The 14769-nt window shown below is 62.6% G+C and carries 13 protein-coding genes; 6 read left to right on the plus strand and 7 right to left on the minus strand.

The annotated features are described in order from the left end of the window. Positions 1 to 55: 55 nt before the first annotated feature. Positions 56 to 934, plus strand: a complete 879-nt coding sequence (locus tag J5M73_RS20670; RefSeq protein WP_102864655.1) for a sterol desaturase family protein — start codon at positions 56 to 58, stop codon at positions 932 to 934. 58 nt (positions 935 to 992) lie between these two features. Here J5M73_RS20670 and J5M73_RS20675 read toward each other — a convergent pair whose 3' ends face one another. Further along, positions 993 to 2198, minus strand: coding sequence for an MFS transporter (locus J5M73_RS20675; RefSeq protein ID WP_207816064.1), 1206 nt, complete (start codon positions 2196 to 2198; stop codon positions 993 to 995). A 123-nt stretch (positions 2199 to 2321) separates the two neighbouring features. On the opposite strand from J5M73_RS20675, the gene J5M73_RS20680 reads away from it, so the two are divergent. Together J5M73_RS20680 and J5M73_RS20685 are read left to right on the plus strand one after the other, a co-directional pair. After that, on the plus strand, positions 2322 to 3221 hold the full coding sequence (locus J5M73_RS20680; protein ID WP_102864657.1) for a LysR family transcriptional regulator: 900 nt from the start codon (positions 2322 to 2324) through the stop codon (positions 3219 to 3221). Between the two features lie 92 nt (positions 3222 to 3313). Continuing rightward, entirely contained in the window at positions 3314 to 4165 is an 852-nt protein-coding gene (locus J5M73_RS20685; protein WP_102864658.1) for a DUF2242 domain-containing protein, read from the plus strand. Positions 4166 to 4512: 347 nt separating this feature from the next. Here the strand turns inward: J5M73_RS20685 and J5M73_RS20690 are convergent, their stop codons facing one another. Both J5M73_RS20690 and J5M73_RS20695 read right to left on the minus strand, forming a co-directional pair. Then, complete coding sequence (locus J5M73_RS20690; protein ID WP_102864660.1) at positions 4513 to 5553, minus strand: AraC family transcriptional regulator; 1041 nt, start codon at positions 5551 to 5553, stop codon at positions 4513 to 4515. A gap of 3 nt (positions 5554 to 5556) precedes the next feature. Next, the gene (locus J5M73_RS20695) at positions 5557 to 6687 is read right to left on the minus strand and encodes a carbon-nitrogen hydrolase family protein (RefSeq protein ID WP_102864661.1); all 1131 of its coding nucleotides are present in this window, start codon (positions 6685 to 6687) and stop codon (positions 5557 to 5559) included. 209 nt (positions 6688 to 6896) lie between these two features. Between J5M73_RS20695 and J5M73_RS20700 the strand changes: the two genes are divergently transcribed. Both J5M73_RS20700 and J5M73_RS20705 read left to right on the plus strand, forming a co-directional pair. Further along, positions 6897 to 8936 carry an NADPH-dependent 2,4-dienoyl-CoA reductase gene (locus J5M73_RS20700; protein WP_102864662.1) on the plus strand — a complete coding sequence of 680 codons (2040 nt, stop codon included), beginning with the start codon at positions 6897 to 6899 and terminating at the stop codon, positions 8934 to 8936. Between the two features lie 75 nt (positions 8937 to 9011). Beyond that, entirely contained in the window at positions 9012 to 9941 is a 930-nt protein-coding gene (locus tag J5M73_RS20705; protein ID WP_207816088.1) for a pyridoxal-phosphate dependent enzyme, read from the plus strand. Here J5M73_RS20705 and J5M73_RS20710 read toward each other — a convergent pair. The 3 genes from J5M73_RS20710 to J5M73_RS20720 form a co-directional block, all read right to left on the minus strand. Continuing rightward, positions 9932 to 10486 carry a cytochrome b gene (locus J5M73_RS20710; protein WP_207166245.1) on the minus strand — a complete coding sequence of 185 codons (555 nt, stop codon included), beginning with the start codon at positions 10484 to 10486 and terminating at the stop codon, positions 9932 to 9934. The genes J5M73_RS20705 and J5M73_RS20710 overlap by 10 nt on opposite strands. A gap of 198 nt (positions 10487 to 10684) precedes the next feature. Next, positions 10685 to 11512, minus strand: coding sequence for a phosphonoacetaldehyde hydrolase (gene phnX, locus J5M73_RS20715; protein WP_110652855.1), 828 nt, complete (start codon positions 11510 to 11512; stop codon positions 10685 to 10687). 102 nt (positions 11513 to 11614) lie between these two features. Continuing rightward, the gene (locus J5M73_RS20720) at positions 11615 to 12724 is read right to left on the minus strand and encodes a 2-aminoethylphosphonate--pyruvate transaminase (protein WP_102864665.1); all 1110 of its coding nucleotides are present in this window, start codon (positions 12722 to 12724) and stop codon (positions 11615 to 11617) included. Between the two features lie 110 nt (positions 12725 to 12834). Between J5M73_RS20720 and J5M73_RS20725 the strand changes: the two genes are divergently transcribed. Further along, entirely contained in the window at positions 12835 to 13695 is an 861-nt protein-coding gene (locus J5M73_RS20725) for a LysR substrate-binding domain-containing protein (protein WP_102864666.1), read from the plus strand. 67 nt (positions 13696 to 13762) lie between these two features. Here the strand turns inward: J5M73_RS20725 and J5M73_RS20730 are convergent, their stop codons facing one another. Then, entirely contained in the window at positions 13763 to 14650 is an 888-nt protein-coding gene (locus J5M73_RS20730; protein WP_102864667.1) for a LysR substrate-binding domain-containing protein, read from the minus strand. Positions 14651 to 14769 lie beyond the last annotated feature (119 nt).

Consider the following 14769-nt stretch of genomic DNA (forward strand, 5'->3'; position numbering starts at 1 on the left):
CCTTGCTGATCTCTAATGGTCGGGCGTTGCCCATAAGGATAAGAGCGAGAATGCCATGAACCACGATCTGATGACCAACAACCCCCTGTTGATCGTTTCGGCGATCTTTGTGTTTTTCATCCTCCTGGAAATAGCTTGTTCAGCCTTTCGCCAACCCCGTGGCCAGCGCCGCGACGTGCTGATCGAGGCGGTGGGCTCAAGCCTGTTGCTTGGCGTGACCTTTCCTCTGGTGATGTGGGCCAGCGGTGCGCTCATGGGCCTGGCACTGCCACAAGCCAAGGGCATGCTGGCGGATACGCCCTGGGTGCTTGGTCTGCTGTTGTTCCTGATCTTCGATGACATGACCCAATACTGGTGGCACCGCCTGACCCATCGTCTCCCCGCGCTGTATGCCCTGCACCGGGCTCACCATTCAGCGCCCTACATGAGTATTCGCATCGTTTATCGCAACAACAGCTTCTATTACCTGCTGATGCCCGGAATCTGGTTCTCCGGGGTGCTGATCTACTTGGGGCTGGCGCCGGTCTATTACGGTTACCTGATTCTCAAGATGACGGTGATTTTCGCCGCACACAGCAGCGTGGCCTGGGACGACAAGCTGTACCGCATCGGTTTTCTCCGGCCACTGATGTGGCTGGTGGAGCGAGTCTTTTCAACGCCTTCGACCCATTCGGCTCACCATGGTCTGAGCGCCGAGGATGGCGTGACCCACTACAAGGGCAACTTCGGTAACTTGCTGTTCCTCTGGGATGTGCTGTTTGGCACCGCGAAGATCACCCGCCGCCGGCCCGTTACCTTCGGTATCGAGCACTTGGCGCCGGTGAGCTGGAAGGAGGAGCTGTTCTGGCCGTTGGTACGCAGTCGCAAAGCCCGATCCGCTGCGCACGCAAAAGTGGATACTGCTTTGCAGACTGGCGCTTCGGCTGAAGGCTAGCGACCTGGCAGGCTCCGTTGCCGCGAGAACGCCCGATTGCCAAGGCTTGGGTCGAGGATCAGCGTCTGACTGGAAAGCCCTGGTGCCGGGCGTTCACCGCCACCACCAGGCTGATCAGCAACAGCGCGGCAATCACCCAGGGGAAGATCGCCACTCCCGGCCCTTGCAGCAGCAAGGCGCCACCCAGGCCGCCACCGGCGATCGCCAGGTTCCATAGGGTGACCAGCATCGACTGAGCAGTGTCAGCGTGCTCGCCTGCGGCCTTGGCCAGTGCGGTTTGCAGCAGGGTGGCCATGCCGCCGAAGGACAGCCCCCAGATAGCGGTCGCCCCATAGATCGCCACTGGCCAGTCACCCAGCAGCCCCAGCATCAGGGTCGAGCCGATGAACAGCAGGCAACTGACCAGCACCAGTTGACGCAGCCAGCGATCGATAAGCAGGCCCACCAGCCAGATGCTCAACAATGCGGCCAGGCCAAATACCAGCAACACCCGCTCGATCTGCTCACCAAGCCCGACCGGCTGAAGAAAGGGCGCGATGTAGGTGTAGAGAATGTTGTGTCCCAGTACATAGGCAAAAGTCACGAACAGCACTGGTCGGATCCCCGGCAAGGCCAGGACTCGAGCCAGCGACAAGCGCTTCTGCGCGCGCAGCCCCGGGAAGTCCGGCACCTGAACCAGTACCCAGCCAATTAGCCCCAGGGTCAGCAAGGTCATGACAGCAAAGCTCATGCGCCAGCCCACCAGGTTGCCCAGCCAGGTTCCAGCGGGCATTCCCACCGACAGAGCCACCGGCGCGCCGAGCATGGCCAGCGTGATTGCCCGGCCTTGCAAGTGAGGCGCCACCATGCGGCTGGCATAGCCGGCCAGCAAGGCCCAGAGCAGGCCGGCGAAGACCCCGGCGAAAAGGCGCGCCACCAGAATCAGGCTGTAGTCACTGGAGAGGGCGGTAACACTGTTGACCAGGGCAAAGCCGGCGATGGCCAGCAACAGTAAGGGGCGCCGCCGCCAGCCCTGGGTGAGGATGATCAGCGGGATGGCGGCCAGTAGCGAACCCAGGGCATAGAAGGTCACCAGCTGGCCAATCAGTGCAGGTGAGACGCCAAGGTTGGCACTCATTTGTGGCAGCAGCCCAGCCGGCAGGGTCTCGGTCATCAGGGTAATGAAACCGGCGCTGGCGAGAGCCAGCAGGCCGCCGACAGGCAGGCGTTCGCGGGTCTCGGCGGGTGCTTGTAGCAGTTCACAGGCATTGGCGGAGTTGCTCATGGTCGGGCACCGTTGTGCAGGGGCAGAAATGAAGCTCACAGGGTAGGGTTCTGTGCATGGCGGAAAAATAGGCTAAGGTTCCGAACTTATCGGACACAGAAGTCCTTAATCGCAGGAGGCAGAATGGACTGGCTGGGCAGTATCCCGGTGTTCATGCAGGTGGCCGAGACACGTAGCTTTACCGAAGCGGGGCGGCTATTGGGAGTGTCCTCCTCAGCCGTGGGCAAGAGCATCGCGCGGCTTGAGGAGCGTCTGGAGACGCGCCTGTTCCATCGCACCACCCGCAGTATCAGCCTGACCGCCGAGGGGGCCGGGTTCCTCGAGCGCTGCCGCCGGATAGCTACCGAAGCGGAGGCTGCGGAGTTCCAGCTGTGCGATTCCTCCAGTGCGCCTGTAGGTAAGTTGCGGATCAGCGCTCCCCAAGTTCACGGGCTGTTGATGCCGGTACTGGCGGAGTTCATGCAGCTCTATCCACAGATCGAGCTGGACGTGGACCTTTCCGATCGCATGGTGGACGTGGTGGAGGAGGGGTTTGATCTGGTAGTGCGCACGGGCAATCCCAAGGACTCCCGGCTCCTGGCTCGACAATTGGGGCGCTTTCACATGGTGCTGGTGGGCAGTCCCGACTATTTCAAGCAGCGCGGCCTGCCGCAATGCCCCCAGCAACTGCGCGAGCACGCCTGCCTGCGGCACACCTTTCACCACACCGGCAAACTTGAGCCGTGGCCGTTCAAGCCCCAGGCCCACTTACCGGAACCGCTGCTGCCGACCCGCTTGACCAGCAGCTCCATCGAGGCTGTGGAACACGCTGCCCGCAGCGGTTTGGGTATCGCCTGTTTGCCGGATTTCATGGTGCAGGCGGCGGTTCGCCGGGGAGCGTTGCAGACAGTGCTCGACGAGTACCTGGAACACAGCGGCACGTTCTGGGTGCTGTGGCCATCGAGCCGGCATGCAGCGGCCAAGCTGAGGGTGTTGATCGAGCACTTGAGCGAGCGACTTTTTCCGGCAAACAACGGTCAGTAAACTTGTGTGAAATTTAAGACACCAATTACCTGCGCGGTGTGGCATTGATCTGTTGCACAATACGCGCCGGAGCGTTTTCCTCAGGATTTTCGATGTTTAGATCATTTCATCTGCGCGCCGCAGCCGCGGCATTGCTGCTGTCCGCTGTCGCCGGTTGTTCGACGCACAAGACCGCCATCTACGAGCATGAAAGCTTCGATGATTCCGGCACTTTTTCGCGCAATTACCCGGTCAGCGATACCGCTTCCTGTGAAGCCGCACGCCGGGCTCTGCTGAGCCAGGGCTACATCATCACCAGCAACGACCCGAAGCTGGTCAGTGGCCACAAGAGCTTCCAGCAGACCGGTGAGACCCATCTGGAGATCAGCTTCAATGTGGTCTGTGCCCAGGATGGCAGCGGCGACCAACGTTCGACGGTGTTTGCCAACGCCTTGCAGGACCGTTATGCACTCAAGAAGGTGAACAACTCGGCGAGCCTGGGCGTCGGAGTGCTGGGTTCGGTGTCGATGCCGATCGGTTCCACCGACGACTCCATGGTCAAGGTGGCCAGTGAGACGGTGTCGTCCGCCAAGTTCTATGAGCGCTACTTTGCCCTGGTCGAGCTGTTTTTGCCCCAGGAAGTGAAGAAGGCTGCACATATCGAAGAGAAGCCCAAGGCTGATCTGGGGGTTCCCGAAAACAAGCCCGAGGCGGAACCCAAGCCTGAGTCCAAGCCACAGAGCGAAGTGATCGAGCCGAGTGCTGTGGTCGCACCGCTGGTGCCCGCCAATGAGCCTGAGCCAACGCTCTCCCAGCCCGTGGCTCCACCAGCGGAAGTCGCGCCGATTGTGCCGGCTGCCAGCAGCGAGCTGGCGCCTGCCAATCAAGCCGTCACTGCACCCCCCGCCAGCAGTCTGCCGCCGCCGACCGAGCCGATTCCCGCTCTGCCGGGCAGCGGGCACTGATCGGTTCCAGGGTGCTCGGGCCGACTCTTTAAAGTCGGCCCGATGTTTACATCGCGCTCGCCTTCGACTGCAATCATTGCCGTTGCATGGGTATCCACAGCTTAAATTTCTCACGGGCTGTTACGTTTTAACGACATAAATCTTGACCGGGGGGGTAGTATTTTTTCTGTCATCCCGGCACTTTATGCTGGTCCCGACAGTCATTAGGCACAGGGTTATTCAATCAACGGAAAAGGAGTCCGCCATGGACGAATACCAAGAGGAACTGCTGGAGTATCAAGCTTTTGAGCTCGATCCCCTGGAACCAGCAGAAGACGCCACCGAGCTGTAACGCCGGTGGCGTTTTTTTAGCCGAATTGTCGGTGGCTGCGCCGGAATTCCCCCGGGGTCTGCCCGTTCCAACGCTTGAAAGCCCGTTGAAATGCCTCGGCTGAGGCAAAGCCCAACAGATAGGCGATCTCGCCGAATGCCAGTTCGGTATCGCGGATATAGGTCATGGCCAGGTCGCGGCGAGTGTCGTTGAGAATCGCTCGAAACTGCGTCCCTTCTTCCGCCAACTTGCGCCGCAGGGTCCAGGTCGGCAGCTTCAGGCGCATCGCCACTTCTTCCAGGTCCGGCTCACGGCCACCGTTGAGCAGAGGGCCCAACAGCTGGATGATGCGTTCGCGCAGGCTGCGGGTCCGGGTCAACTGTTCCAGTTCTCTTTCACATAGCTGCACCAGATGCCGCCAGGTGCTGGGGCAATGCTCCGGATTGCGCAGGGCCAGGTTGGCCTGGCTCAAGCGCAGCTGGTTCTGTTCAGCGCCGAACTGGATGGGCGTTGGGCCGAGCAGGGCATAGGCGTCGTGATAGTCCGGGCGCTCGAACTCGATGTCGATCTGCTCGGCATGAATGGCCTGGCCGCAAAGACTCGACAGCTGCTGAAGCCAGCCGGACATGATCGAGTCCACGACGAAACGGTTGTAGGCGTTGTAGGGGCTGATGGAATAAAAGCGCAGCCAGGCACCGTTGGCGTCTTCGTGAAAGCTCGACTGGCCGCGATAGTTGGAGCCGTACAAGGCCTCGAAACGGGTCAGGCAGCGAGCCGCTTCGCGCACGGTAGGGGCTTGCGCGGCAGTCACCCCAGCAAGGCCCATCTGGCTCAGGCGACTCAGGCGGCCCATGCGCAGACCCAGTGCCGGGTCACCGGTCAGCTGGATCGCCCCGTGGCCCAGGCGCATGTAGCGGGGGATCGACAAGCGTGCCCCGGCTTCCCCCAGCCTGGCGGCGTCCAGTGCGTATTGTTCCAGCAACGGTGTCGGGTCCAGCCCATGACTGCGTACCGCGTCCACCAGGCTGTGGACGAACCCCACCGAGAGATCTCCCAGGCGCATCGGCGGCGTCTTCATCGACTACAACCAGATGTTCAGCAAGCGAGCACCCCGGGTGCCCTCGTCGGCAAAGGTCTGGCCATTGCTGTTGATAAAGCTCTGGCCGCTGCTGCGCTGGTCCCAGAACTGGCCACGCAGGAACACGCTGACCCCGGCACTGGCCAGGCTGCTGGGCGGGCGGGCAGTGAGGGTCAGGCGATGCCAGGCCTCGCCTTCGCTGGCTTCCTCGGGCTTGAGGCTGACTTCACTGGGGGTGGCGATGCTCTTGTAACCGCGCCAGGGTTTGTCCCAGCCGTCGCGGCCCATGACAAAGGCCGGAACTGCCACCAATTGAGTGCTCTGCTCATTGAGCTTGCGATAGTTTTCCGGGTACCAGCTGTCGCTGCCGATCAGTACGCCGAGCCGTCCGGCGGGGGTATCGATCACCCGTAGCGCTGTTTCGGTATCGCCCTTCAGGTAGCCGCTTTCGGCATAGGTCGGGTAGATCTGCCGCTGGGGCTGGCCCATGGGCAGGCCATCGCTGCCGAACACCAGGCTGCTGTTGTACAGGGCGCCGCTGCCAATCTGCAGGGTGCCCTGACTGACACTGGGCTCCGGCAGAATGATGGTGCCGGCCACCAGGGTCACCTGGAACTCCTTGGCCAGGCCGCCGAACAGCCACTGATAGTCCTTGGCCATTTTCTTCGCCTTCATGCGCAGATACGCATCGTCCAGGCGACTGTCGCCCCTGGCGCTGATCAGCGCCTTGAGAAACGGCAAGGGGTTGCTCACGGCCAGCCAGTTCATCGCTTCTTTCAAGGAGGTGGCCTGGTACAGCTCGTTCTTTTCACCACTGACCATCAGCCAGGTGCCGATATGCTCCGGTAGCACGACGATGGTCTTGGCGTTGACCAGGCCTTTGTCAGTGGCTTGCTGCAAGTAGGCCGCCAGCTTGCGATGCAGGCGTTCGATGTTCTGGTAGTCGGTGGGGAACAGTTCAGGCTGAATCGCTAGCAGGTTGCCATTATCGGCTGGCACGCCTTGATCCACCGCGAGCTGGATGCGCAGGTCCGACAGGTAGTGCGCCTCTGGACGGTCGCGAGTCCAGATTGCGTAGCGGGTGGCGGCTGCAAGCAGGGCCAGAGTGAGGGTGATGTAGAGAAGTTTGCGCATGGGGAAACAGTCAGCGGCCGTGTGCAGGAGTCGTCGACTAGGGTAGGGCCCGGGCCGACGCTTGCCAAGGGGCGCTGTGCGTTTGGATCAATAAGTTGTCAGTTACGGTCATTGAGCGCCGGATACTGTGCTCTTAGTCTGTGGAGCACTACCGATGGAAGACGCAGAGCTTCCACATTTTCCGTGATTGCCCGATCTGGAGTGACACCATGGCTGCCGCACCTTACCCGCACTTGCTGGCCCCCCTCGACCTGGGGTTCACCACCCTGCGCAACCGCACCCTGATGGGGTCCATGCACACCGGTCTGGAAGAGAAGCCCGGCGGTTTCGAGCGCATGGCGGCGTATTTTGCCGAGCGTGCCCGCGGCGGCGTGGGCCTGATGGTCACCGGCGGTATCGGTCCCAACGACGAGGGCGGGGTGTATTCCGGCGCTGCCAAGCTGACCACCGAGGAAGAGGCCCTCAAGCATCAGATCGTCACTCGTGCGGTGCACGAGGCGGGCGGCAAGATCTGCATGCAGATTCTCCACGCCGGGCGTTATGCCTACAGCCCCAAGCAGGTCGCCCCCAGCGCGATCCAGGCGCCGATCAACCCGTTCAAGCCCAAGGAGCTGGACGAGGAAGGCATCGAGAAGCAGATCCGAGACTTCGTCACCTGCTCGACCCTGGCCCAGAAAGCCGAGTACGACGGCGTCGAAATCATGGGCTCGGAAGGTTATTTCATTAACCAGTTCCTGGCGGCCCACACTAACCACCGCACCGACCGCTGGGGCGGCAGCTACGAAAACCGCATGCGCCTGCCAGTGGAAATCGTTCGCCGGGTGCGTGAGGCGGTCGGTCCGAACTTCATCATCATCTTCCGCCTGTCGATGCTCGACCTGGTGGAAGGCGGCAGCACCTGGGAAGAAATCGTGCAGCTGGCCCAGGCCATCGAACAGGCCGGCGCCACCATCATCAATACCGGGATCGGCTGGCACGAAGCGCGAATTCCCACCATCGCCACCAAGGTGCCTCGCGCCGCATTCAGCAAAGTCACGGCCAAGCTGCGCGGTTCGGTGAGTATTCCGCTGATCACCACCAACCGCATCAACACCCCGGAAATTGCTGAGCAGATCCTCGCCGAGGGCGATGCCGACATGGTTTCCATGGCTCGGCCGTTCCTCGCCGATCCGGACTTCGTCAATAAAGCCGCCGCCGGTCGCGCCGACGAGATCAACACCTGCATCGGCTGTAACCAGGCGTGCCTGGACCATACCTTCGGCGGCAAGCTCACCAGTTGCCTGGTCAACCCCCGTGCCTGCCACGAGACCGAGCTGAACTACCTGCCGGTCACGCAGATCAAGAAGATTGCCGTAGTGGGGGCCGGCCCGGCAGGCCTGTCCGCCGCTACCGTGGCCGCTGAACGTGGCCATCAGGTGACCCTGTTCGACTCCGCCAGCGAGATCGGTGGCCAGTTCAACATCGCCAAGCGGGTGCCGGGCAAGGAGGAGTTCTATGAAACCCTGCGTTACTTCAAGCGCAAGCTGCAGACCAGCCATGTCGAGCTGTGCCTGAACACCCGGGTGGATGTGGAGCAACTGGTGGCCGGCGGTTTTGACGAAATCATCCTGGCCACCGGTATCGCCCCGCGTGTGCCGGCGATTCCCGGGGTGGAGCATCCCAAGGTCCTGAGCTACCTGGATGTGTTGCTGGAGCGCAAGCCGGTCGGCAAGAGCGTGGCAGTGATCGGTGCCGGTGGCATTGGCTTCGACGTCTCCGAGTTCCTGGTGCACCAGGGCGTGGCCACCAGCCAGGACCGTGAAGCGTTCTGGAAGGAATGGGGCATCGACACCCAGCTCGAAGCCCGTGGCGGCGTAGCGGGAATCAAGGCTGAGCCCCATGCACCGGCCCGTCAGGTGTTCCTGATGCAGCGCAAGAAAACCAAGGTTGGCGACGGCCTGGGCAAGACCACCGGCTGGATTCACCGCACCGGGTTGAAGAACAAGCAGGTACAGATGCTCAACAGCGTCGAATACCTGAAGATCGACGACGCCGGTCTGCATATCCGCATTGGCGAGGCAGGAGAACCCCAGGTGCTGCCGGTCGACAACATCGTCATCTGCGCCGGTCAGGACCCGCTGCGTGAGCTGCAGGACGGCCTGCTGGCCGCAGGGCAGAATGTGCACTTGATCGGCGGCGCCGATGTGGCCGCGGAGCTCGACGCCAAGCGTGCCATCAATCAGGGCTCGCGCCTGGCGGCACAGCTGTAACGGCGTCAGCGACACGCAGCGGGCAAAGAGGCGCACTGGTAGACTGCGCCTCTTTGCATGTTGAACCTGACGCCGATGTCCTTTCCCGATTCCTTCGATTGGCTGCCCCAGGCACCGCTGCAACGGCTGGACCTGGACTGGCTGTCTCAAGCCGGGGTCGAGGTGGCGGTGCTGCGCCTGGACCTGATCGATCCACTGATCAGCGGCAACAAGTGGTTCAAGCTGACCGAACACCTGGCAGCCGCGCGCCAGTGTGGTGCCGCCGGCATCATCAGCCTGGGCGGTGCCCATTCCAATCATCTGCACGCCCTGGCCGCTGCCGGTCGACGTTTTGCCTTCCCCACGGTCGGGCTGTTGCGCGGCCATCCACAAGACACCCCGACCGTGCGCGACCTGCAGCGTTTCGGCATGCAGGTGCACTGGCTGGGTTACGCCGGTTACCGGGGGCGCCATGCCCCCGGTTTCTGGGCGCCTTGGCAGGCGCAGTACCCCGAGCTGTATCCGGTGCCCGAGGGGGGCGGTGGCCTGGCGGGGGCTTTAGGCTGCCGGCCGTTGCTACAACAGGTGCAGCAACAGTTACCGGCCTTGGGCTGGAGCGACTATCACGGTTGGTGGCTGGCCGTCGGTACTGGCACCACCCTGGCGGGGTTGGTGCTGGCGGAGGCTGGCGTGCACCCGGTGTATGGCGCACTGGCGGTGCCTGCGGATCACGGGGTGGCGCAGCAGGTTGCGGATATTTTGCAGGAGGCCGGGCTGAACAGTGGCCGTTATGAGCTGCTGGACAGCAGTCGTGGCGGTTTTGCCAAGGTCGACGCAGAGTTGCGGGAGTTCATCCAACTGAGTGAGCGATACAGCGGCTTGCCATTGGAACCGCTGTACACCGGCAAGGCCCTGCTGGCCTTGCAGGCGCAGGTCCTGGCCGGGCGCTTTGCCGCGGGTAGCCGGTTGATCTTCGTGCATACCGGCGGCTTGCAAGGCCGCCGTGGATTCGCCGATCAGGCCTGATCCGGTTTGCGCCACATGCGTTGCAGGGTGTTATCGCGCATCACGTAGTGGTGATAGAGCCCGGCCAGGGCATGCAGTCCGATTAGCCAGTAGCCGAAGGTACCCAGCAGTTCGTGCCAGCCCTGGAGTTGTTTGGCCAGGTTTTTGTCCTCTGTCACCAGCAGCGGCAGATCGAAGCCGTAGAACATCACTTGATGGCCCTTGGCGCTGGTGGTCAGCCAACCGAGCAGCGGCATGGCGATCATGAACAGGTAGAGTGCCCAGTGCATGAGCGTCGCCAGCAGCCTCTGCCACTGGGGCGGGTTGGGCACGATCTTCGGTGCGACGCCCTGGGTGCGTGCGAACAGGCGCAGCCAGACCAGAACGAACACCGTCAGGCCGAGCATGAAGTGGGCTTCGACAATCAGCGTGCGAGCGCCGCTGCCCTTGGGAAAGATGCCGCGAAATTCAATACAGGCGTAAACCACCGCCAAGAGCACCAGCATCAACCAGTGCAGGGTGATCGTCATGCTGCTGTAGCGAGACTCAGTGTTTTTCCAGGGCATACGGGACATCCTCGGTCATCAGGTCTGAAGCCTCCGTTCTTGAATGACGGAGTGCTGTAACTGTAATCCGCTATCCGAGGGTTTGCCTGAGTCGACAGGGGCTTTTATCGCCCTTGCCAGGGCCCTGGCGGGGCAATGCCCGATAAAAAAACGGCGGTGCCAGGAGCGCCGCCGTTTGGTTGTGGAGCTGGGGCCTGATCAGTGGCTCTGGGGCATCTCTCCTCGGGCCAGGCGCTGGTTGATGTCGGCGATGACCTGAGGCAGATCGGCAATGGTGTCGATCATGTAGTGCGGGCGCGAAGCCTCGAACAGTTTATGGATGCGCTTGCGCTCGCTGGCCAGGGTGTCGCTGGCCAGGGCACGGAAGCCGTCATAGCTCAGGCCCAGGGCGTTGCCCGAGCAGATCAGGGCCACGGTCCACATGCCGGCGCGACGGCCTTCGAGAATCCCTGGCACGGTGTCGTCGATCTTCACGCAGGCGGCAACATCATCGATGCCCAGGGCGATCACATTGGCCAGGGCCTGGGCCGGCCAGGGGCGACCGTTGGGCACTTCGTCGGTGGCCACTACATGGTCGGCGACGTAGCCGTTGCTGGCGGCCAGGGCCACCACCTTGTCCATCACCTGCTTGGGGTAGCCGGAGCAGGAGCCGATCTTGATGCCTTGCTCGCGCAGCTTGGCAATCACTTCCAGGGCGCCGGGAATCAGTGCCGAATGCTCGGCGATTTTCTCGATCTGCAATGGCATGAAGCGCTCGTAGATGGCTGTGACGTCGGCATCGGTGGGTGTACGACCGAAGACTTTACGGTAGCGCTCGGCCACCTCCGGCAGGTCGCACAGGGTGCGGATATGGTCCCACTTACCCATGCCCATGGGGCCGCGGGCTTCTTCGATAGACACCTGCACATCGAATTCGGCAAAGGCTTCGACAAAGATCTGCGTCGGAGCGAAGGAGCCGAAGTCCACCACGGTGCCGGCCCAGTCGAGGATCGCTGCTTGCAACTGAGAAGGGTTGCTGTAGTTCATGGTTTCAATGCCTGTGTAGGAGCGAGTTTGCTCGCGGAAAAAGGTTCGGGATCGCAGCGCCTGTTTCGCGAGCAAGCTCGCTGTTGCAGGCACGGCGGGGAGTCAGATGTTCTGGACTTCCATTTCCTGCAGTACCTCGGCGATGGCGGCGACGGCGGCCTGCATGCCGCGGCGGTCGACGTGACCGATGCAGCCCACGCGGAAGGTTTCGACTTGGGTCAGCTTGCCCGGGTAGAGGATGTAGCCCTTGGCCTTGACCCGTTCATAGAAGTCCTTGAACTGGTAACGCGGGTCTTGCGGGGCATGGAAGGTGACGATGATCGGCGCCTGGATTGCTTCCGGCAGAAAGCTGCGCAAGCCCAAGTTCCCCATGCCTTCCAGCAGTGTCCGACAGTTGTCGGCGTAGCGCGCATGGCGTGCCGGCAGGCCGCCTTCTTCGTTGTACTGCAGCAGGGCTTCATGTAACGCAGCGACCACGTGGGTCGGCGGGGTGAAGCGCCACTGGCCGGTCTTGGCCATGTAGCTGTGCTGGTCGTGCAAGTCCATGGCCAGGGAATGGGCGTTGCCCGCCGCCTGGGCCAGGGACTCCTTGCGGGCGAAGACAAAACCCATGCCGGGCACGCCTTCCAGGCATTTGCCGGAGGCGGCGATCAATGCGTCGAAGGGGATTTCCCGGGCATCGATGGGCAGGGCGCCGAAGGAGCTCATGGCATCGATGATCAGGCGTTTGCCGTGGCGGGCCACGACCTGGGCGATCTCCGGCAGCGGGTTGAGGATGCCGGTGCTGGTTTCGCAGTGGATCAGGGCCACGTGGCTGATGCGGTGGTCGGCCTGGAGCAGGCGCTCGACGTCGGCGGCGGTGGTGGGTTCGTCCTCGGCGGTTTCAAAGGTGCTGAAGTCGCGGCCGAGCACTTCGCAGATTTTCGCCAGGCGCTTGCCGTAGGCACCGTTGATCAGCACCAGGACCTTGCCGTTGCGGGGCACCAGGGTGCCGATGGCGGCTTCCACGGCGAAGGTTCCGCTGCCTTGCAGGGGGACACAGTGGTGGCTGTCGGCGCCGTTGACGATGGCCAGCAGTTGCTGGCACAGGCTGGCTGTCAGTTGGTTGAAGCGGTCATCCCATGAACCCCAGTCCACCAGCATCGCCTGGCGGGTGCGGGCGGATGTGGTCAGGGGCCCGGGGGTAAGCAGGATTGGCTCGGCGATGCTCATGCTGTGTCCTCGAAAATGATGGGATGAAGCTACGGGGACTAAATTGCAGTTTGCCTTGTCATCAATCAAATTGTTTGTTGTTATGCCAGCCATCAGTGAGGCCGATAGCTATGAACCTGTTTCAACTCCGCGCATTCGACGCCGTGGCCCGTGAAGGCAGCTTCACCCGGGCCGCCGGGCGGCTGTTTATCAGCCAGCCGGCGGTGACCGGGCATATCAAGGCCCTGGAAGAGCATTACCAGATCACACTGCTGCGGCGCACTGCGCGCCGGGTGGAGCTGACCGAGGAAGGCATCAAGCTGGCGGCCATCACCCGGGCCATGTTCGGCCTGGCCGAAGAGGCCCAGGCCATGCTCGAGGCCAACCGGCAATTGCTGACCGGGCGCCTGGAAGTGGCGGCGGATGGCCCGCACATGGTGATGCCGATGCTGGCCAGCCTGCGGGCGAAGTATCCGGGGGTGACGGTCAACCTGCGCCTGGGCAATGCCCAGGAAACCCTGGCGGCGCTGCTGTCGGAACACGCCGACGTGGCGGTGCTGACCGAAGTCGAGCCGCGCAAGGGCCTGCACCTGCAAAGCCTGGGTGAGTCGCGGATGTGTGCCCTGGTGCCCCAGGGGCATCCCTGGCTGGAGCTGCCCGAAGGCATTGCCATCGAACAACTGGATCAGGTGATCATGGTGCTGCGCGAACCCAGTTCCATCACCCGGCGCACCTTTGATGAGGCTTGCGTGTTGGCCAGGGTCCAGCCCCGCGTGCTGCTGGAACTGGACAGCCGCGAGGCGGTGACCGAAGCGGTGGCGGCGCAGTTGGGGGTCGGGATCGTCAGTTCAGTGGAAGTGGGGCACGACCCGCGGGTGTGCACGGTGCCGATTCGTGGCGCTGGCCTGATCAACCGGCACATGCTCGGTTGCATGGAACGGCGCCGTGACCTGCGCCTGATCCAGGCGTTTTTCGCCCTGGCTCCTGCCTGACCGCCCCGTAGCAACTGGCTTGTCAGCGAAGAGGCCCGAGGGATCGCCTTCGCCGGCAAGCCGGCGCCTACGGAGCGGTGGGGGAGGCCAGGCTTTCGCGTACCAGATCGAGAAAGGTCGCGACGATCCGCCGTGAACTCTGCTCGCGCAGGCACACCAGGGTTTCGGTCATGCGCCGCTGGCAGTCGATGATCGGCAGGGCGCAGACCCGGGAGTCGGCGCCGAACTCCGCCGCCGAGACCACCCCCACGCCAATCCCCACCACTACCGCCTCTCGCGCGGCTTCCCGGCCCTCCACCTGGATGGTCGGGCGAATCCGCAGGCCGGCCCGGTTCATTTCCTCTTCCAGGGTCTGCCGGGTTACCGAGCCGACTTCCCGCAGCACCAGGGGCGTGTCGTCCAGGTCGGCCAGGCAGATGGACTGGCGATCGGCCCACGGATGATTGCGCGAGACAAAGGCCACCATCGGGTCGTTGCGCAGGGTCAAGGACAGCAGGCGCTCGTCATCCACCTCCCGTCCCAGCAGGGCCAGGTCGGCCTGGTAGTTGAACAGACGCAGCAGGGATTCATCGGTGTTGCCGGTCTCGATCTTCACATTGATCCCGGGGTACAGCTCGCAGAACCGGGCGATCTGCGGCAGCACATGCACCGGGGCATCCACCGCCAGTACCAGGCTGCCGGTCTGCAAGGCCTGGGAATCCTGCAACAGTTCCTTGGCTTCGGCCTCCACCACGAACAGGCGCTGGGTGATGGCCAGCAGGCGTTCTCCCAGATCCGTGAGGCGTACCGAGCGTTTGTTGCGATGGAACAGGATGACGCCGAAGCGCTCTTCGAGCTTGCGCACCTGATCGGAAATCGCCGGCTGGGTGAGAAACAGGCGTTCGGCAGCCTTGGTGAAGTTGCCGTGCACGGCCACCGCATGAAAGGCCTTCAACTGTGCGTGGGAAACCGACATGGGCAGATCCTCTTACAAGCTGGACTTATATTTGAAATACGATAAATCGATTTCACTTATTAGTTGGTAATTGCTTCCATCTTTCAAGGCCCGGGTGACCCGTCAGTCGACCCGTACCC

Source organism: Pseudomonas sp. 50_B (genome assembly GCF_017491625.1).
In the GTDB taxonomy this organism is placed as follows: Bacteria; Pseudomonadota; Gammaproteobacteria; order Pseudomonadales; family Pseudomonadaceae; genus Aquipseudomonas; species Aquipseudomonas danubii.

Coding starts and splice junctions, on each gene's coding strand:
- J5M73_RS20675 (WP_207816064.1), bottom strand. CDS start 2,198: ATGAGCAACTCCGCCAATGCCTGTGAACTGCTACAAGCACCCGCCGAG.
- J5M73_RS20680 (WP_102864657.1), top strand. CDS start 2,322: ATGGACTGGCTGGGCAGTATCCCGGTGTTCATGCAGGTGGCCGAGACA.
- J5M73_RS20695 (WP_102864661.1), bottom strand. CDS start 6,687: ATGCGCAAACTTCTCTACATCACCCTCACTCTGGCCCTGCTTGCAGCC.
- J5M73_RS20685 (WP_102864658.1), top strand. CDS start 3,314: ATGTTTAGATCATTTCATCTGCGCGCCGCAGCCGCGGCATTGCTGCTG.
- phnX (WP_110652855.1), bottom strand. CDS start 11,512: ATGAACTACAGCAACCCTTCTCAGTTGCAAGCAGCGATCCTCGACTGG.
- J5M73_RS20670 (WP_102864655.1), top strand. CDS start 56: ATGAACCACGATCTGATGACCAACAACCCCCTGTTGATCGTTTCGGCG.
- J5M73_RS20720 (WP_102864665.1), bottom strand. CDS start 12,724: ATGAGCATCGCCGAGCCAATCCTGCTTACCCCCGGGCCCCTGACCACA.
- J5M73_RS20710 (WP_207166245.1), bottom strand. CDS start 10,486: ATGCCCTGGAAAAACACTGAGTCTCGCTACAGCAGCATGACGATCACC.
- J5M73_RS20690 (WP_102864660.1), bottom strand. CDS start 5,553: ATGAAGACGCCGCCGATGCGCCTGGGAGATCTCTCGGTGGGGTTCGTC.
- J5M73_RS20730 (WP_102864667.1), bottom strand. CDS start 14,650: ATGTCGGTTTCCCACGCACAGTTGAAGGCCTTTCATGCGGTGGCCGTG.
- J5M73_RS20705 (WP_207816088.1), top strand. CDS start 9,012: ATGTCCTTTCCCGATTCCTTCGATTGGCTGCCCCAGGCACCGCTGCAA.
- J5M73_RS20700 (WP_102864662.1), top strand. CDS start 6,897: ATGGCTGCCGCACCTTACCCGCACTTGCTGGCCCCCCTCGACCTGGGG.
- J5M73_RS20725 (WP_102864666.1), top strand. CDS start 12,835: ATGAACCTGTTTCAACTCCGCGCATTCGACGCCGTGGCCCGTGAAGGC.